Below are 19,298 nucleotides of genomic sequence, written 5' to 3'. Positions count from 1 at the left end.
ATACTAGTTTAGCCAGCGAAGACGGCATAAAAATGAAGGAAATATGGAGGAACCGTCAGCATTGTCTTAATAAGTGGGTGATTTGAGCGTGCTATGTTTATAAGTGATTTATTCCGACTTATAGCCAATACGTTTTAACGATTTCCTGTATTTGGCGCTAATAATTAACAGGCAAATCATTTAACCCATGGAGTCTTTGTCATGAGCAAGAAACAACTGGGCCGTTCGGGCATTCAGGTGCCGGCGTTGACCTTTGGCGGCAACGTGTTCGGCTGGACGGCGGATCAGGCGACCTCTTTCAGCCTGCTGGATGCGCTGGTGGACAATCAACTTAACTTTATCGATACCGCCGATGTCTATTCCAGCTGGGTGCCGGGCAACCGGGGCGGCGAATCGGAAACCGTCATCGGCGAATGGCTCAAGAAGAGCGGCAAGCGCGACCAGGTGATCATCGCCACCAAGGTGGGCAAACCGATGGGCGAAGGCAAACAGGGGCTGTCGCCGCGCTATATTCAGCAGGCGGTGGAGGACTCGCTGCGCCGCCTGCAAACCGACTACATCGACCTCTATCAGTCGCACGACGACGACCGCGATACGCCGTTGGAAGAGACGTTGGCGGCGTTCGATGCGCTGATTAAGGCCGGCAAGGTGCGGGCGATCGGCGCCTCCAACTATCAGGCGGACCGTCTGGAAGAGGCGCTGCGGGTGAGCGAAAGCAACGGGCTGGCGCGTTACGAAACCCTGCAGCCGGAATATAACCTGTACGCGCGTGAAGGCTATGAAGCCGAGTTGGAAGGCGTGGCGCAGCGCCATGGGCTCGGGGTGATCAACTTCTTCGCGCTGGCCAGCGGCTTCCTGACCGGCAAATACCGCAGCAAAGCGGACGAGGGCAAAAGCCAGCGCGGCGATCGCATCGTCGAACGCTACCTTAACCCGCGCGGTTTCCGCATTCTGGCGGCGCTGGATCAGGTGGCCGGCAAGCACGGCACCTCCCCGGCACAGGTCTCGCTGGCCTGGCTGATTGCGCGCCCGAGCATCACCGCGCCGATCGTCAGTGCTACCTCGTTGCCGCAGCTGGATGAGTTGGTCAGCGCCACCCGCCTGACGCTGGATGCGGACGACATCCAGGCGCTGAACCACGCCAGCGCCGAGTAGGGGATGTTACCCGGCGGCGATTTTGCTCTATGCTGAAGGGGTCAACATGGCCCATTCAGGAACCCGCAATGTCTGGTGATATCATTAACGACCTCGCGACGCTGGAACAGCTTTACGGCAAACCCGCCGCGCCCTCGGTTTTTAAAGAAGTCAGCTATATCCACCCGGCGTACCGCCCGTTTATCGAGGCGGCGCCGTTTGCCGCCCTCTCGACGGTCGGCCCGGACGGCATGGATGTCTCCCCGCGCGGCGATCCGGCCGGTTTTATCCATATCGAAGACGAGAAAACCCTGCTGCTGCCGGACCGGCGCGGCAATAACCGCATCGACAGCCTGCGCAATATCCTGCACGACAACCGGGTGGCGCTGCTGCTGCTGATCCCCGGCATCGGCGAAACGCTGCGGATTAACGGGCGGGCGGATATCGTGGTGGCGCCGGCGGTGCTGCAGCGCTTCGCCCACCGCAACCAGCTGCCGCGTTCGGTGCTGCGCATTCGGGTAGAGGCGGTGTTCTTTCAGTGCAGCCGGGCGATCTTGCGTTCGGGACTCTGGGAAGAGGGTAGCCGCCTCGAACGTTCGGCGCTGCCCAGCCCCGGCCATATTTTGGCCGCGGTGAGCCAAACGCGCTTCGACGGTGAGGAGTACGACAGCGCGCTGCCGCAGCGACTGAAGGATACGCTGTATTAATCGCCGTGGCGTTCGCGCCACCTTTGTCGGTTCAGCCGGTACAAGACGTGCTTTTGCAGCGGATGGCCCGCCGGCAGCCGTGGATGCATGAAGGTTTCGCCGTCAAACTGCATGCCGATGCGCGTCATCACCCGGCGCGACGGCTGATTCTCTTCGGTGGTGAAGGACACCACTTCCGGCAAGTGAAGCGTGTCGAAGGCGCACGCCAGCGCCGCGCGCGCCGCTTCAGCGGCGTAGCCGTTGCCCCAGTGGGCCGCCGCCAGCCGCCAGCCAATCTCCACGCAGGGGGAGCAAGGCAGATCGTCGCCCGGCCGCGCCAGCCCGACAAACCCGATAAAGGGCGCACCGTTTTTCACTTCCACCGCCCACAGCCCCCAGCCGTGTTGTTCCATGAATGCGCGGATGCGTTCGGCCTGCGCGCGACTTTCCTCGGCCGTCATCGTCGCCGGGAAATAACGCATCACCTGCGGATCGGCGTTAAGCGCGGCGAAGGCCGGCAGGTCGTCGTCGCGCCAGAGGCGCAGCCGCAGCCTGGCGCTGTCGAGGGTAAGGATGGTTGACATGATGCATAGCCTCCAATGAACAAGGGCGCGGCGAGCCGCGCCCTTGGGCCGTCAACGGAACAGCGTTTGCGCCCAGCGCGCCAGCCCGGCGGTGACCGAGCCGAAGTCGTTGCCGCCGACGATCGGAATGCCCGGCAACTGCTGTTGCAGCGCGGCGCGCAGCAGGGGGGAGCGCGCGCTGCCGCCGGTCAGGTAGATCACCTGCGGCGCGGTCTGGCTGCTGGCCAGCGCGGCGCTGACCTGCTCCTGAATGCGCATCAACGGCTGCGAGATGGCGTCGGCGAGCTGAGCCTGGCTAATGCTCTCCGCCAGATCGGCCTGCACGAAATTGAGCGGCGCGCTGATGGCCGTTTGACCGGACAGGGCTATCTTACTCTCTTCGGCCGCACGCACCAGTCGGTAGCTCAGGCGCTGCTGATACACTTTCAGCAGGCGTTTGACCTTTTCCGGCTCCGCCGCGTCGAGGATCAGATCGCGTAGCACGCGGCCGTTGGCGGCGCTGTAGAAGTCGTTTTGCGCCGGCACGTCGTTGGTCGCCACCGCGTTCCAGTAAGGCAGCGCCGGCAGGGCGATGCCTTTCGCGGTTTCACCGCCCAGGCCGAACAGGGGCATCAGCTGTTTGAAGGCCAGCATGATGTCCAGATCGTTACCGCCGACCCGGCAGCCGCTGTGGCCCAGCAGGCTCTGCTGGCGATCGGCGCGGTCGCGCCACTGCGGCCCCATCAGCAGTACCGAGCAGTCGGTGGTGCCGCCGCCGATGTCTACCACCAGCACGGTTTGCTCTTCGTTCAGCGTTGCCTCGAAGTCCAGCCCAGCCGCGACCGGCTCGAACTGGAATTCAATGGCTTTGAAACCGGCGCGTTCGGCGGCGCGCTGCAAAATGCCCTGCGCCTGCCGGTTGGCCTCTTCGCCGCCGATGCCCTGGAAGTTGATCGGCCGGCCGATCACCGCCTGCTCGATACCGGTCTGCAGCACGTTTTCCGCCTGGCGTTTGATGTGGAACATCATGGCGCACACCAGGTCTTCGAACAGGGCGATCTGCTGCGGCTTCAGGCCGTTGGCGCCGAGGAAGGATTTCGGCGAGCGCACGAAGTACACCTCTTCCGGATCTTCCATGTAGTGCGCCAGCGCCTGCAGGCCGAACAGCACGCTGTCGCCGTTGACCGGAATGTCTTCTTCGCGGTTGTAACTGATGGCGCGGCGCAGCAGCTGCTGGTTTTCTTCGCTGCCGGTCGGCACCTGCCAGTGGCGGTGCAGGCATTCGCTCACCGCTTCGCGGGTCGGCGCGCACAGCATCGAAGGCAGATACGGTTCGTTGTTTTCCAGCGTCAACAGCTCGGGGCCGTGGTCGCGCATCACCGCGACGGAACAGTTGGCTGTCCCGTAGTCGAATCCAATAAACATCTCTTTTTTGTCCCCATGCCAATGAAGGGGGGCGACTTTACCCGAGACGGAGCCGGCGGGCAATGCGCCGATGCGCGAGTGTCGAAAAATTTAGCGGGCGCGGCGGCGGCGTGCTTAACTTAATGTCCGAATTCCGCACGTCAGCGCGCCAGCCGAGCCCCATAATGCAGAAAAAACCGAACCCGAGCGTTGCCATGAATACCCAACAGCAAGCGTTGTACGACGCGCTGCGCGCGCGTGACCGCAAATTCGACGGCCGCTTTTTCGTCGGCGTCTCTTCCACCGGCATTTATTGCCGCCCGGTGTGCAGCGCCCGCACGCCGAAGCTGGAAAACTGCACCTTCTATCCGAGCGCGGCGGCAGCCGAGCTGGCGGGCTTTCGCCCCTGCCTTAAATGTCGGCCGGAACTGGCACCCGGCCTGGCGCTGATCGATCTGGGCAACCGCTATGCGCAGGTGGCGGTACAGCTCATTGAGCAGGGTTATCTGTCCGAACACAGCTGCGAAGCGCTGGCGGCGCGGCTGGGCATTTCCGATCGCCACCTGCGGCGCATCTTCGCCGAACAGTTTGGCGCTTCGCCGATCGATTACGCGCAGTCGCATCGGCTGCTGCAGGCCAAACGCCTGCTGGCGGATACCGACCTGCCGCTCAGCGAGGTGGCGTTCGCCGCCGGTTTCGGCAGCCTGCGGCGTTTCAACGAGCTGTTCAAGGCGCGCTATCGCCTGATTCCGTCGGCGCTGCGCAGCGGCGGCGCGCGCGGTGAACGGGCGGCCGCCAGCGGCCTGGTGTTTCACCTGGGTTATCGGCCGCCCTATGACTGGGATCGCATGCTGAACTTCTTGCAGGCGCGCGCCGTGCAGGGCGTCGAGCGGGTCGAGGGCCGGTGCTATCTGCGTTCGATCGCCGTCAACCAGGGCGGTATGGAGTATTGCGGCTGGCTCAGCGTGCAGCCGGAAGAAGCGCGCAACCGGGTCAGGGTCGAGATCGCGCCGGCGCTCAGTTTGGTGACGACGGAGGTGCTGCGCCGCGTACGCTTGCTGTTCGATTTGGACGCCGCGCCGGATCGCATCAATGAGGCGCTGGGTTCGCTGGCGGCCGATGCGCCGGGGCTGCGCCTGCCGGGCTGCGTGAACAGCTTCGAGCAGGCGGCGCGTGCGGTGCTGGGCCAGTTGGTCAGCGTGAAAATGGCGGCAACCTTCGCCGGGCGGATGGCCGAACGTTGGGGAGAACCGCTGGCGGCGCCGCACGAGGGCATCACCCATGTTTTCCCCACCGCAGAACGGGTGGCACAGCTGCAGCCCGAAGCACTGCGCCCGCTCGGGGTGCAGCTGAAGCGCGCGGCGGCGCTGATCGAGATCGCCCGGGCGCTGGGCGAAGGGCGGCTGCAGCTCGATAACGTGCTGGATATCGAACAGGGCATCAAGGCGCTGACCGCGCTGCCGGGTATCGGCAACTGGACCGCCAGCTATATCGCGATGCGCGCCTGGTCGTGGCCGGATGTGTTCCTGGCCGGCGACTACCTGATCAAACAGCGTTTTCCCGGCATGACGCCGCGCCAGATCGAACGCTACGCCGAACGTTGGCGCCCGTGGCGTTCTTACGCCACGCTGCATCTGTGGCACAACGGCGGCTGGGCGCCGGAAGGGGAGATTTGAGCATTCGGCCTAGCGGGGAGACTCGATCAGCTGCAACAGGCGGCTCATGCCCTCGCGCATCAGGAACGCCAGCAGCTTTTCCCGCTCGGCCGGCGTCAGGTGGTAGTAATACTCGATCCAGACCCGTATCGGATCCTGGCGTTTGACGTCGTAGTCCGGATGGTCTGCCTCGCGCAAGGCCGACAGGCTGCGCGCGCCGTACGGCAAGCTGTCGATATGGTATTCCAGCGCTTTGCCCTGCACGCCGCTGCGACGGCGGCTGAGCCAGCCTTCGCGTCGGGCCATCAAATTGACCCCTTGCGGGGTTGAAGGCAACCCCGCCTTGCCCATCAGTTCCCTGGCGGAAAACCATTTCTTTTCCATAGTCCCTTATCCCTGAGCCATCACATGTCGAGGAAAATCAACGTATACGCTGATGTTCGCATGGGAGTTTCATCTTACTTAATCGTTTAAGCTTCAGGTGTTATTTATATCACTAATCTCGTATGGGTTAACACAATGTGAATAACGGGAGTGCGGCGCCGCCCGCGAGACGGCGCCGGTAAGGGGGAGGGGTTAGCGAATGCCGAAGTAGCCGTCGCTGAGCAATACCGCCAGCGGTTGCTCCAGCGCTACCTGATCGCCATCCGCCAGATCGATGCCGATATCGCGCAGCGCCTGCAGCGTCACCGGCTGGTGTGCCGGCCCGGCGAGCGTCTGCGCCTTGATCCGATGCGCCGCGCCGTTGAGCATCGAGACCATCAATTCATCCATCTGGTTGCAGTGCACGTTGGTGATAAAGCGTTCATCGACGCGAATGATGTCTATTTTCTGATCGCCCAACTCATCGAAGGCATTGATGTTATGCCCGAAGCCATTGACGATCAGCCGGCAGCCCAACTGCTGCAGTTCGCGAAGACACGCCCGGCACTGCGCGGCGTGTTCCAGCACCACGGTCTCATCGACGCTAAACAGCAGTGCCCGTGGCGGCAGCGAGGAAGCGCGCACCGTTTCCGTTAGCTCGCGCTGGAAGTCGGTGTTCAGCAGGCTGTCGGTGGCCAGCGGCAACGCGAGCGACAGCCCCTTGCGTTTGATGTCGTCGGCGCAGCGTACCAGCAGCTGCGTCACCATCCACCGGTCGATGTCCGGCATCAGGCCATACAGCTGCGCGGCGGCGATGAACGCCTCGTGCGGCAGCGGCCGATCGTCCGGCGCCATCACCTGCAGTTTCACCTGGTGGAAAGCGGCCGACAGCGGCGTCGCCGGCGGCGCGACCGCGCGGGTCAGCAGCCGCAGCTGCCCCTCGCCGATGATCGTCTGTACCTCCTGTGGGCTCAGTAATTCATGCTGCCGCTCCAACAGCTGTTTTTGCCGTGCTTCATACAGATACACCTGGCCGCGCCCGTGGTGCTTGGCGGTGTAGCAGGCGATGTCGGCCTGGGCCAGCAGTTCGCTGCTTTTGGCGTCGCCGCCGATGCGCGTGATGCCGGCGCTGGCGCCGACGCGGTAAATTTTCCCTTCCCAGTAGAACGGGTGTTGGCTGATTTGGTTGACCACCTGTTGCATCAGCGATTTGGCCTGCTCCAGCCGGCAGTCGAACAGGATCAGGCCGAACTCGTCGCCGCCCAGCCGGGCCAGGCAGTCGCTGTTGCGCAGATGGTGACGCATCAGTTGGGCGATGTCCCGCAGCAAGGCATCGCCCGCCGCGTGGCCGGCGGTGTCGTTCACCGCCTTGAACCGATCCAGATCGAGGAACACCAGCGAATGCGGCGGCGACGGTTCCCCGGCGGCGGCGATTGCCGCTTTCAGCTGCTTCTCGAAGCGGGTACGGTTCGGCAGGCCGGTCAGCGCGTCGTGTGAGGCGCTGTAGCTGAGCTTTTTCATCAGTTCGCGCGAGGCGGTGACGTCCTGCAGCACCATCACCGCGCCCATGGTTTCGCCGTCGAGGGTTTTCAGCGGTGAGACCGACTGCTGCACGTCGAAATAGCGCCCGTCGCGGCTGTGCAGCACCAGTGCGTAATCCGCCGGCCACTGCCGCGGGTATTGCGTGAGGTTTTCGATTTCCGGGCCGTCTTTGCCGTTGGTCAGGCGCACCACGCCGGCGATGGGCATACCGATCGCCAGCTCGAGCGGCCAGCCGCACATCTGCTCGGCCACCGGATTCATAAAGGTAATGCGCAGATGGCCGTCGGTGGAGATCACCCCTTCGCCGATGGCGTCGAGGGTGATGTGCAAACGCTCTTTCTCCTCGTGCAGCGCCTCGGCGAGGATCTTGAGCTCGGTCATGTCGATATTGGTGCCGATCATGCGCAGCGGCTGGCCCTGGTCGTCGAGGATCACGTTGCCCTGGCCGCGAATATGGCGCAATTTACCGCCGCGCGTGATGATGCGAAATTCCATGACGAACGGCCGTGGCTGCGCCAGAATCTCGGCCAGCTCGCGATCGGTGCGGTCGCGATCTTCCGGCACCAACAGCGTGCGCCACAGCGCCAGCGTCGGCGTTTGGTCGGGATTGAGATCGTAGAGTTCGAACATGCGCTGATCCCAGGTGAAGTTTTCCTGGCTCATCACCCATTCCCAGATGCCGACGCCGCCCACCTGATTGGCCAGCGTAATGCGCTCCACCAGCCGGTTGTTTTCCGCCTGGCTGCGCTTCAAATCGCTGATGTCCTCCACCTGCGAGATGAAGTACAGCGGCAGCCCTTCGGCGTCGCGCACCAGCGAGACCGCCAGCAGCGCCCAGACGGTCTGGCCGTCGCTGCGGATGTAGCGTTTCTCCAGGGTGTAGCTGCTGATATGGCCGTCGAGCAGATCGTGCAACTGGCTGAGATCGGCGTTGAGATCGTCGGGATGCGTAATTTCTTGAAAGGTCAGCTTGTGCAGCGCCTCAGGGGGATAGCCGAGCAGCGTGCACAGCGCCTGATTGACCTGCAGCCACTTCCCCTGCGGCGACACCAGCGCCATGCCGATGGCGGAATATTCCAGCGCGCTGCGAAAGCGGCTTTCACTTTCGACGATGTGCTGTTTCTCCACCCGGAAGGCGTGCATTACCACCGCCATCGCGTGCGCCGGGATTAAAATCAGCAGCATTGGCAAGTACAGACCGAGATCGCCAAGGTGCTTGCCGGAAGCCTGAAAATGCAGCAACCCCAGCGAAATCATCACGGTGATCAGCAAGAGGGTGCAGAAACAAACGGTGAATGCCTCAAAACGCGGCAGTGCGATGGCGGCCCATAGCAGCGGCAAAATCACGAACGTGAATGGAAAAGGCAGATAGGTCAGCGCCATAAAGCTGAAAGCCAGCGTAACCATCAGCGTCAGCAATAATGGAAACGGATTCAGCGCCGTCAGGGTGCGACGATTGTAAGAGAGGCCGATCGGCGCCAGCGACAGCACCCCTATCGCTTCGGAAATGAACCAGGTACCGAACGGCTGCCAAAAAGGCTGGTCTGGCGCGGGCACCAGGCCGGCGGCCAGCAGCGCGCTGAACAGCGGGGTAAAAATCACTGCGCAGACCACAAAACGCAACCAACTGGCGAGATCATTCAACGGATCGTACGGGTGTAGCATGCGGCGCAGCAGCAGGGCGCAAACCGCCGCTTCCAGCAGGTTGATGGCGGCCAGCTTGACGGGAGTGGCACTGATGCCGAACAGCAAGAAGCTGGCGAGTACGATGCCGAGGCCGCTGGCCAACATCGGCAGGCCCCAGTGGCGCGGGGCGTGGCGGTACAGTACCGCGATCGCGGCGGCGGTCGGGAACCACAGCGGCGTGAAGTGGCGGGCTTCGCTGGACAGCGACAGGCTCAGCAAGGCGAGCAGAAACGTCGCCAGGGCCACTAACAGGGAATGCGTCAGCACGACGCCTTTGTGGGTGCCGAACGTGTTCGGCGCGCTGATCTCCATAGACACCCTTACCGATGGCCTCTGTCAGTGATTGGATTCATGACGTGGATGAATTAAGACGATTTATTGGCAAAGGGTAGTACAGCGCGAGAGGAAAACCTACCGGGAAGGCCGACTTTACTGCGTTAACGCAAGCCCGGCGACAGAATGACGAAAAAGCCGGCGCGGGGCCGGCTTTTGGCGTATTACAGCAGGAACAGGGTGGCAAGGCCGAGGAAGATGAAAAAGCCGCCGGTATCGGTCAGCGCGGTGATGAGCACGCTGGAGCCGACCGCTGGATCGCGACCCAGTTTGAGCATGGTCATCGGGATCACTACGCCCATCAGCGCCGCCAGCAGCAGGTTGAGCAGCATCGCCAGCGTCATCACCCCGCCCATCGCCGCGTCGCCGTACAGCAGCCAGGTGATCACGCCCATGATGCCGCCCCACACCACGCCGTTGATGATGGCCACCCCCAGCTCCCTGAGCATCAGGCGCGAGATGTTGCCGACTTCAATCTGGTGCAGCGCCAGCGCGCGCACGATCATGGTGATGGTCTGGTTGCCGGTGTTGCCGCCGATGCCGGCGACGATCGGCATCAGCGCCGCCAGCGCCACCAACTGGGAAATGGTGTGTTCGAACAGACCGATCACTCGGGAGGCGATGAATGCGGTGCAGAGGTTGATCGCCAGCCAGGCCCAGCGGGTTTTGACCGCCTTGCTGACCGGGGCGAACACGTCTTCTTCCGGGCTCAAACCGCCCATGCGGCGCAGGTTGGTGTCGCTCTCTTCGTTGACGGCGTCGACGATCTCTTCGATGGTCAGGCGGCCCATTAGTTTGCCTTTGGCATCGACCACCGGGGCGCTGATCAGGTCGTAACGTTCGAACGCGCCGGCCGCATCATCGGCCTTGTCTTCGGGTTGAAAGGTGGCGGGATCGCTGTCCATCACGTCACGCACCGGGATTTCCGGATCGTTCAGCAGCACTGCGGTCAGCGGCAGCTCGCCCAGCAGGGTGTTTTTGCGGTCGGTGACGAACAGTTTATCGGTGGCATCGGGAATGGCTTTGCGCATGCGCAAGAAGCGGTGCACCGCGCCGAGCGTGACGTCCGGCCGCACCGTCACCAGTTCGAAATCCATCATCCAGCCGACGCTGTCTTTGGCGTACTGGCTCATCTCGCGCACCTGGGCACGCTGCTCCGGCTCCAGCGAGGTCAGCAACCGGCCCATCAGATTTCGCGGCAGGTATTGCGCCAGGTAGGCCTGTTCGTCGACGTCCAGCGTTTTGATCGCCTTGAGCAGGTCTTTGTCGCTCATTTCCTCGATCAGGCTGTCCCAGACCGGCTCGGCGACCTCCACCAGCGTCTGGCCGCGCTTGCTGTTGCCCACCAGCCGCCACAGCGCCATACGTTCGTCCTGTGGCAGCGCTTCCAGCAGGTCCGCCAGGTCGGCGGCGTGCATGTCGTCCAACAGGCCGGTGATTTCCGCCGTCTGGTTCAGCCGTTCGCTTTGGCTGAGGGCGTGTTCATCGCCTGGTCGGCCGAGAATGCCATCGACCAATTCCTTATTGTTCAACAGCAGAGTGAGAATGCGCTGGCGGTGTTCAGCGACTTTTTTGACGTTATGGGTTGCGGCTGACATGGTGTTCCTTAACGGGCGCTCGGCGTTCCTGACGCAGGCTCATTAAAAGATAGAGCATAGCGAGTGCCGGAGTCATTTTTATGAAACGGACGGGGCGCAGCGGTTATTCAGAGGAGGCGTCCTGTTGCGGCGCGCTGACTTCGGCGGCGTTTTGCGCAGCGGCCTGCTTTTTTTCCTGATGATGAGGCACCGCCACCACGGCGGCGTACAGCAGTCGGCCGACTAAAATGATAAAGCTGATAAACAACACTATCTTCGTCATCTGTCCGGTGGTTTTCTTGCGCATATATCACCCGGTATGCCGGTGTCCTGTGTTATTCGCTCGAGAATTTGTAACCGGATTTTAGGCGCTGATGACAAAAGTTGTCCATTTTTTTCCGGCGTGCGGCACGGCACATTAGGGTTTCGTTTAGGTTGACGGGGTGAGGGCGGAAAGAAAAACCCCCTGGCAGGCAGGGGGCGGGGGATCAGGCGGAGCGTTGTTCGTCTTGCGAGCCTTCTTCGTCGATCAGCAGCTTCCAGCCGACGACGTCGTTCCAGTAGGCCTGCTCGCGTTCGAAATCGAGCTGCACCAGGTTGTTCTGCGCCAGGTAGCCGGCCGGGAAGCGCAGCGTCCAGTGATTGTCGTCGGTGGTCAGGCGCAGCGTTTCCGGCGTGGTGGTCGACTGACGCTGGTTGTTGAGCAGGGTGCTCAGGCGTAGCAGCTGGATCAGCGGCAGGTAGTGTTTCTTCTTGAACAGGTTGAGGCGCGGCAGCTCTTCAAGCTTGATCGCCTTGCGGTGGAAACGCACCAGCGCCGACAGCAGCAGCTGCTGTTCCTGGTTGAAGCCAGGCAGATTGGAGTTTTGCAGAATGTAGGCCGAATGGCGGTGCATGCCGCTGTGGTTGATGCTCAGCCCCACTTCGTGCAGCATGGCGGCCCATTTCAGCAGGGCCTCCAGCTGTGGATGCACCAGCTTGGTGTTTTGCGCCATCCACTGCGAGTAGAGCAGCTCGGTGGTTTCCAGCACCCGCTTGGCCTGTTCGCGGTCGATGTTGTAGTGATCGGCCAGGCTTTTGGCGGTGCGGCTGCGGATGTCCTGGTGGCGGAAACGGCCTTCCATTTCATACAGCACGCCTTCGCGCAGCGCGCCATCGGACAGGCGCAGATCGCGGATCGCCAGCGCGTCGAACACGCCGCACAGAATAGCCAGCCCCGGCACGAACACCGATTGGCGGTCTTCCGACAGCCCCGGCAGGCTCAGCGAGCCGAAGCTTTTGAACTGCAGCACCTGTTCGGCGAGCATTTCCAGGCGATCCAGGGTGATGAGGCCGTCTTTTTCTCCCATCGCCACCAGCACTTCGTGGGCGGCTTTGATGGTGCCCGAGGCGCCCAGCGCGTACTGCCAGCCTTGAATGCGGTACTGCCAGGCCAGCGTTTCCAGCTTCTGCGCCGCCGCCAGCCGCGCGCGGCGGAAGTTGTTTTTGCTGATCTCGCCGCCCGGGAAGAACAGCTGGGCGAAGCTGACGCAGCCCATGCGGCGGCTTTCCGCCAGCAGCGGCTCGAAGTCTTCGCCGATCACCAGTTCGGTAGAGCCGCCGCCGATGTCGATCACCAGCTTGCGGCCTTTCTCCGGCTGAGTGTGCTCCACGCCCATGAAGATCAGACGCGCTTCTTCCTGGCCGGCGATGATTTCGATCGGGTAGGGGATCACTTTGGCGGCGCGCTTGAGGAACACTTCGGCGTTCACCGCCTGACGCAGGGTGTGAGTCCCAACGATGGTGACGTTATCCGCCGGGAAGCCCTGCAGCCGTTCGGCAAACAGGGCCAGGCAGGCCAGGCCGCGCTCTATCGCCTCTTCACTGAGTACGTTGTTGCTGTCCAATCCGTCGGCGAGATGCACTCGCTGTTTTAAACGGCCCAATACCTGTAAGGCGCCGTTGACGACGCGGGCGATCACCATGTGGAAACTGTTCGACCCGAGGTCGATGGCGGCGATTTCCTGCGGTTTGTTCGTTGCAGTGTTTTTTAGCGGCATAGTTGCTGGCCTACTGTCCTGGTTGTTCCAGAGCTTTTAAATACTCGTAAATAGCCACCTGGGCACGCACTTTGCGGCGGTTGCCGCGCGGCACGTACTGGTTGCTCAGTTCTTTATCCACATAACGGGCCTTGACCGTATCGCTGAACAGGATCTCCAGAATGTCCAGAACGCGCTGTTTCAGCGCCGGATCCAGCAGCGATACCGCCACTTCGATACGGTAATCTATGTTGCGGGTCATCCAGTCGGCGGAGGACAGATACACCCGTTTGTCACCTTTGTTGTCGAAAACGTAAACCCGATCGTGTTCCAAAAAGCGATCGACGATGCTGATCACCTGAATATTGTCGCTGATCCCCGGCAGGTTGGGAATCAGGGAACACATGCCCCGCACCAGCAGGCGGATCTTCACGCCGGCGCCGGACGCGGTATATAACCGATCTACCAGCCCTTTATCCACCAGATTATTAATTTTCAACATAATGCCGGCCTGTTCCCCGGCCTGGGCGTTGGCGATTTCGTTGTCGATCAGCTCATACAGCTTCAGGCGCGAGTTCTGCGGCGACACCATCAGGTTGTCGAAGGTGACCGGCCGGTAGGGGTTCTCGATAAAGTTGAATACCCGGCGCACCTCGTTGGTGATGCGTGAGTCGGCGGTCAACAGCGAATAGTCGGTGTAGATGCGCGCGGTTTTTTCGTTAAAGTTGCCGGTACCGATATGAGCATAGCGCACAATTTCATCGCCTTCACGGCGCGAAATCAGGAACAGTTTGGCGTGGATTTTCAGGCCCGGCGCCGAGAAGATCACGTGCACGCCGGCCTCGGTCAGGCGCTTCGCCCAGTGAATGTTGGCCTCTTCGTCGAAGCGTGCCTGCAGCTCGACCACCACCGTGACCTTTTTGCCGTTGTGCGCGGCGTGGATCATCGATTCGATGATGCGCGAATCTTTCGCCACCCGGTAGATGTTGATCTTGATCGCCAACACGCTCGGATCGAACGACGCCTGGCGCAGCAATTCCAGTACGTGCTCGAAGGTGTGGTACGGGTAGTAGAGCAGCACGTCTTTTTCGCGAATGGCGTCGAAGCCGTTGCGGAAACCGTCGAACCAAATGTGGCGCAGGCGCGGCAGCGGCTTGTTGACCAGATTGGCCTTGCCGACGTTCGGGAAACTGATGAAATCTTTGAAGTTGTGGTAGCGGCCGCCGGCGATCACCGAATCGTAGTTGGAGATGCCCAGTTTGCCGCGCAGCAGTTCCACCATTTCGTTCGGCATGTCGCGCTGATACACGAAGCGCACCGGCTCGGCGGTCAGGCGCTGTTTCAGGCTGGAGGACATCAGTTCCAACAGGCTGGATTCCATTTCGGTGACCAGATCGTACTCCGCGTCGCGGGTCATTTTCATCGAATAGGCGTTGAGCGCGTCGTAGTCGAAGAAGCCCTTGAAGATATCGTCCAGGCAGTAACGCAGAATGTTATCCAGCAGGATCATCGGTTTACGGCGGCGCGGCGCTTCCGGCGGCAGATTGACGAAGCGCGGCACCTTGTCGGACGGGATCTCCAGCAGCGCATAGTCGATGCGCGCGCCGCGAATGATCTCCACCGCCAGATAGGTGTAATCGTCTTTCAAGAACTGCACCAGGTTGGTGTCGTGGTTGATCAGGATCGGTGTGATGTGCTGGCGCAGATGCTGTTTGAAATATTGCCGCAGCCAGATTTGCTGGTTCTCGGACACCTGGCGTTCGTTGATCAGGAAGATCTGGTTACGCGCCATTTCAAGCAGCAGATCGTTGTACAGGCTGTCGAACTCCTGATCGGTTTTCAGCACCTTGGCCTGGATCTTTTTCAGCAGGTGGCGCGAGGCGCCGGCGGAGCCTTGCTCTTCGCTGATCAGGATGCGCCGTTTGAGATCGGCGAAGCGGACTTTATAGAACTCGTCGAGGTTGTTGGAGTAAATGCCCAGAAAACGCATGCGTTCAATCAGGGGATTGCTCTTATCTGCGGCTTCCTGCAACACGCGTTCATTAAAGGATAACCAGCTTAGTTCTTTTTCGATGTAGAGCTTTTCCTGACCCATTGCCACTCCAGTTCAAATTTAGAATAGGATCCGGGACGCAGCGCCCGGATGCCGCTCTAGTGTCCTTCATCATTATTGCGAGAGATTGACAGGAAAGTCCAACATATCCATTGCGTTGGCGCGCGACGTTTTTCGGCGGCAATAAATTTTCGCCGAGGCGGGATGCCCGGCAGTGGAATGAGTAGCGTGAAATGACGATTGGCGGGCTCATTTTTGGAGATATCAAGCGTGTTTACGTTCATTTTTCAGCAATATACCCACGCCATATTGTCTTTTTGCAGTGTAAAAAACCTGGGCTGTGGCGGGTAACTTTGTCATGCAAACGTCATAAAACTGACATAAGATGCCCGGTTATCTTACGGCGCAAGTCCGATTACATCAGCGACAGCGAGACACATGACACAGACGACAGCAAACCAACATCCCCGAGATCGCCTGCGCGGGCGCATCGACCGCGGCGTGCAGGCGGCAGTAACCGCCACCGGGCTGATGGTGCTGATGACGTTGATGCTGATCTTCGTTTATCTGCTGTTTGCGGTGCTGCCGCTGTTCAAACCGGCCTCGCTTGGGCAGGAGCAGCCGTTGCCGATCGCGGCGTCGGCCCCGGCGCTGGCGCTGGGTATGGACGTGCAGCAGCGCGTAGGTTATCGCATCGACGCGCAGGGCGCGGGGCAATTTTATCGTCTGACGCCGGCGCCGAGCGGCCAGGCCCAGACGCCGCTGGCGCAGCAGACGCTGCTGGCCAAACCCGCGCTGCTCGCGCAGGCTGCCGGAGAGCGCGATCTGTTTGCGCTGGCGCAGGCCGACGGCCGGTTGGTGGTGGCGCGTGCGGATTTCGCGACGGCGGAAAACGGCCGGCCGCAGTGGTTGTTCCCGCTCGGGCAGCAGCCATTGGCGTTGGATCCACAGCGCAAGCCGCTGAAACTGCTGTCGCTGGCGGATGCGCATCGCGGGCAGTATTTGCTGGCTGGAGTGACCGACGATCGGCGGCTGGTGTTCGGCCGTTTCAGCCCTGACCGGCCGCCGCAGTTCAGCGAGCGGCCGCTGGAACAGGATGCAGAGCAACAGGTGCTGACGCCGGATGGCCGCCAGCTTTACCTGCTGACCGGCAACCGGCTGGCGCGTTATGAAATCGACGGCGTGCAGCTGCAGCTGCGTGAAACGCGTACCCTTGGCGAACATGCCCCGTATCAGATGACGGCGCTGCCCGGCGGCAGCGCGCTGCTGATCAAGGGCGCCGACGGCAATCTGCGCGAGTGGTTCGAAGTAGAAAAAGAGCAGCGCTGGCGCCTGACGCCGGTGCAGCATTTCGACCATGGTGCCGACGGGCAGGAGCTGACGGTGGCTGAGCCCTATCGCCGGGTGTTCGCCACCCTGCGGCCCGATGGCGGCTTCTCGCTGTTTTCTACCATTCAACCGCAGCCGCTGCTGAATACCCGTTTGGGCGCCGAGGTGCAGCAGATGGCGTTCGCGCCGCGTGGCGATGGCCTGCTGCTGGAGAGCGCACAGGGCTGGCAGCGCTATGCGCTCGACAACCCGTATCCGGACGTCACCTGGCGTTCGCTGTGGGGCAAGGTGTGGTATGAGAACTACCCGCAGCCGGCCTACGTCTGGCAGTCCACCTCCGGCGAAGACAGCTACCAACCCAAATTCAGTTTGATGCCGGTGATCTTCGGCACCTTCAAGGCGGCGGCTTACGCGATGCTGTTCGCCATTCCCTTGGCGCTGGCCGGCGCCATTTACACGGCTTACTTTATGACGCCGGGGCTGCGGCGGGTGATCAAACCGGCTATCGAAGTGATGGGCGCGCTGCCGACGGTGGTGATCGGGTTGGTGGCCGGCATTTGGCTGGCGCCGATCATCGAGCAGTATCTGTTGGCGGTGCTGGCGTTACCGCTGCTGCTGGCGGCGGCGGTGCTGCTGTGCGGCGCGTTGACCCATCGCTTTATGCCGCGCTGCCGGTCGGGTGTCGATCTGCTGTTGCTGTTGCCGCTGCTGGCGTTGACGGTGTGGCTGGCGCTTGGCCTGGGGCCGCAGCTGGAGGTGGCGCTGTTCGGTGAGCCGCTGCATTTCTGGCTGGGGGATAATTACGACCAGCGCAATGCGCTGGTGGTGGGCGTGGCGATGGGCTTCGCGCTGGTGCCGATCATCTTCTCGCTGGCGGAGGACGCGCTGTTCAGCGTGCCGGCCACCCTGAGCCAGGGCTCTTTGGCGCTGGGCGCCACCCAATGGCAGACGGTGATCAAGGTGGTGCTGCCTTCCGCCAGCGCCGGCATTTTCTCCGCGCTGATGATCGGCTTTGGCCGCGCGGTGGGGGAAACCATGATCGTGCTGATGGCCACCGGCAACACGCCGATTATCGACGGCAGCCTGTTCCAGGGGCTGCGGGCGTTGGCGGCCAATATCGCCATTGAAATGCCGGAGGCGGTCTCCGGCAGCAGCCATTACCGCGTGCTGTTCCTGACCGCGCTGGTGTTGTTTGTCTTCACCTTCGTGTTCAACACGCTGGCGGAGGCGGTGCGCCTGCGGCTGCGCAAGCGCTACACGCCGAATCAGGAGGCGCCATGAAGAACTGGGTGAAGAGCGGGTCGCCGTGGATTTGGCTGACCGCCGGTTCGGTGGCCGTCAGCCTGTTGGCGCTGATCGGCATTCTGTTGCTGCTGGCCGGACAAGGGATGCGTTATTTCTGGCCGAGCCCGGTTTATCAGTTTGAGTTGAATCAGAACGGCGCCGGGCCGGTGACGGTGATCGGCGAGCTGTACCAGCAGCAAAGCATTTCGCGCCGCCAGCTGACGGAGGCGGGCGTGGCGCCGCCGGGCGAGGCGCAGAGCGTCGAACGCTATCTGATCAAGGTCGGTAACCGCGAGCGCGAGGGGCAGGATTTTCGCACGCTGCTGGCCAGCGACATCCGCAGCCAAAGCACGCCGCGCAGCCTGCTGGTGCTGGAGCGCGACAGCCACGGTACCGCCTACGGCTATCTGGCGGGGCTGCTGGAGGATGGGCAACCGCTGACCGGCCGCAATCTGGGGCAGGCGTTGCAGCAGCGGCTGCCACAAATCGCCGCGCTCTCGCGCCAGGCGCACGACATTCAATTCCTCGATATGGCGCGCATCAATCAGCAGTTTGACGCGCTGCGGCTGCGGGAAAAGCGCCTGCAGCGCGACGATAAGCTGGATGCCCGCGCGCAGGACGCCATCAAGGCCGAGCGGCTGGAGTTGCAGCGGCAATACCAGCTGCTGTCCGAACGCCTGGCGGGGCTAAACCGCGATCGCCAGCGCGATGCGCTGCTGCTGCGCGACATGCACGGCCAGACGTTGACCATTCCGCTCAGCCAGGTGCGCGATGCCTGGTACCCGAACGCCATGAACACCACCGAGAAGCTGGCACACTGGGGCGAACAGGTGAAGAAATTCCTCACCGACAGCCCGCGCGAAGCGAATACCGAAGGCGGGGTGTTCCCGGCCATTTTCGGCACGGTATTGATGGTGATCCTGATGTCGATCGTGGTGATGCCGTTTGGCGTGATCGCGGCGGTGTATCTGCACGAGTATGCCGGCAACAATCTGCTGACGCGGGTGATTCGCATCGCGGTGGTCAACCTGGCCGGCGTGCCCTCGATCGTCTACGGCGTCTTCGGCCTCGGCTTTTTCGTTTATATGATAGGCGGCACGCTCGATCAGCTGTTCTATCCTGAATCCTTGCCCAACCCGACCTTCGGCACGCCTGGCGTGCTGTGGGCGGCGCTGACGCTGGCGCTGCTGACGCTGCCGGTGGTGATCGTCGCCACCGAGGAAGGGCTGTCGCGCATTCCCACCTCGCTGCGGCAGGGTTCGATGGCGCTGGGTGCCAGCCGGGCCGAGACGCTGTGGCGCATCGTGCTGCCGATGGCGGCGCCGGCGATGATGACCGGCCTGATTCTGGCGGTGGCGCGCGCCGCCGGGGAGACCGCGCCGCTGATGCTGGTGGGGGTAGTGAAGTCGGTGCCGGTGCTGCCGGTGGACGAGATTTTCCCGTATCTGCACCTGGAACGGAAGTTTATGCATTTGAGCTTCCAGATCTACGATATGGCATTCCAGAGCCCGAGCGTAGAGGCGGCCCGGCCGCTGGTGTTCGCCACCGCCTTCCTGCTGGTGACGATCGTGGTGAGTTTGAATCTGGCGGCGATGGGTATCCGCCATTCGTTGAGGGAGCGGTACCGAGCATGGTCGCAGTAACAATGACGCTATTTTTGGGGAGTGCGTA

Annotated in this window: 13 protein-coding genes; 5 read left to right on the top strand and 8 right to left on the bottom strand. The window is 62.0% G+C overall.

The features are described 5' to 3' along the window. The first annotated feature begins 201 nt into the window (after positions 1 to 201). Together QDT79_RS22510 and QDT79_RS22505 are read left to right on the top strand one after the other, a co-directional pair. The gene (locus tag QDT79_RS22510) at positions 202 to 1,155 is read left to right on the top strand and encodes an aldo/keto reductase (protein ID WP_107227836.1); all 954 of its coding nucleotides are present in this window, start codon (positions 202 to 204) and stop codon (positions 1,153 to 1,155) included. A gap of 68 nt (positions 1,156 to 1,223) precedes the next feature. Then, positions 1,224 to 1,841, top strand: coding sequence for a pyridoxamine 5'-phosphate oxidase family protein (locus QDT79_RS22505; protein WP_063990495.1), 618 nt, complete (start codon positions 1,224 to 1,226; stop codon positions 1,839 to 1,841). On the opposite strand, the gene QDT79_RS22500 is transcribed toward QDT79_RS22505, so the two are convergent. Then, the gene (locus tag QDT79_RS22500; protein WP_308317092.1) at positions 1,838 to 2,404 is read right to left on the bottom strand and encodes a GNAT family N-acetyltransferase; all 567 of its coding nucleotides are present in this window, start codon (positions 2,402 to 2,404) and stop codon (positions 1,838 to 1,840) included. The two genes, QDT79_RS22505 and QDT79_RS22500, sit on opposite strands and share 4 nt — an antisense overlap. Positions 2,405 to 2,455: 51 nt before the next feature. Continuing rightward, the gene (gene yegD / locus QDT79_RS22495) at positions 2,456 to 3,808 is read right to left on the bottom strand and encodes a molecular chaperone (RefSeq protein ID WP_063990493.1); all 1,353 of its coding nucleotides are present in this window, start codon (positions 3,806 to 3,808) and stop codon (positions 2,456 to 2,458) included. Between the two features lie 164 nt (positions 3,809 to 3,972). Here yegD and alkA point away from each other — a divergent pair, with 164 nt between their 5' ends. Continuing rightward, the gene (gene alkA, locus QDT79_RS22490) at positions 3,973 to 5,463 is read left to right on the top strand and encodes a DNA-3-methyladenine glycosylase 2 (RefSeq protein WP_308317091.1); all 1,491 of its coding nucleotides are present in this window, start codon (positions 3,973 to 3,975) and stop codon (positions 5,461 to 5,463) included. A 9-nt stretch (positions 5,464 to 5,472) separates the two neighbouring features. Here alkA and QDT79_RS22485 read toward each other — a convergent pair whose 3' ends face one another. The 6 genes from QDT79_RS22485 to ppk1 form a co-directional block, all read right to left on the bottom strand. Beyond that, complete coding sequence (locus tag QDT79_RS22485) at positions 5,473 to 5,826, bottom strand: DNA-binding protein (protein ID WP_107227864.1); 354 nt, start codon at positions 5,824 to 5,826, stop codon at positions 5,473 to 5,475. A 192-nt stretch (positions 5,827 to 6,018) separates the two neighbouring features. Next, on the bottom strand, positions 6,019 to 9,345 hold the full coding sequence (locus QDT79_RS22480) for a diguanylate cyclase (RefSeq protein ID WP_308317090.1): 3,327 nt from the start codon (positions 9,343 to 9,345) through the stop codon (positions 6,019 to 6,021). Between the two features lie 185 nt (positions 9,346 to 9,530). After that, positions 9,531 to 10,964 (bottom strand): magnesium transporter, encoded by a 1,434-nt coding sequence (gene mgtE / locus QDT79_RS22475; protein ID WP_308317089.1) that lies wholly within the window; start codon positions 10,962 to 10,964, stop codon positions 9,531 to 9,533. A 103-nt stretch (positions 10,965 to 11,067) separates the two neighbouring features. Further along, complete coding sequence (locus QDT79_RS22470; RefSeq protein WP_004941600.1) at positions 11,068 to 11,250, bottom strand: YfgG family protein; 183 nt, start codon at positions 11,248 to 11,250, stop codon at positions 11,068 to 11,070. A 181-nt stretch (positions 11,251 to 11,431) separates the two neighbouring features. Next, complete coding sequence (ppx, locus tag QDT79_RS22465) at positions 11,432 to 12,982, bottom strand: exopolyphosphatase (protein WP_063990488.1); 1,551 nt, start codon at positions 12,980 to 12,982, stop codon at positions 11,432 to 11,434. A gap of 10 nt (positions 12,983 to 12,992) precedes the next feature. Further along, entirely contained in the window at positions 12,993 to 15,056 is a 2,064-nt protein-coding gene (gene ppk1 / locus QDT79_RS22460; protein WP_130018166.1) for a polyphosphate kinase 1, read from the bottom strand. A gap of 396 nt (positions 15,057 to 15,452) precedes the next feature. Here ppk1 and QDT79_RS22455 point away from each other — a divergent pair, with 396 nt between their 5' ends. After that, complete coding sequence (locus QDT79_RS22455) at positions 15,453 to 17,624, top strand: ABC transporter permease subunit (RefSeq protein WP_308317088.1); 2,172 nt, start codon at positions 15,453 to 15,455, stop codon at positions 17,622 to 17,624. Then, entirely contained in the window at positions 17,621 to 19,270 is a 1,650-nt protein-coding gene (pstA, locus tag QDT79_RS22450; RefSeq protein WP_107227867.1) for a phosphate ABC transporter permease PstA, read from the top strand. The genes QDT79_RS22455 and pstA overlap by 4 nt, the downstream gene beginning before the upstream one ends. The last annotated feature ends 28 nt before the right edge of the window (positions 19,271 to 19,298 follow it).

The organism is Serratia marcescens (genome assembly GCF_029846115.1).
Taxonomy (GTDB): domain Bacteria; phylum Pseudomonadota; class Gammaproteobacteria; order Enterobacterales; family Enterobacteriaceae; genus Serratia; species Serratia marcescens_L.
The sequence above is the reverse complement of the archived record's forward strand: the minus strand, read 5'-3'. Positions and strand labels throughout refer to the sequence as shown.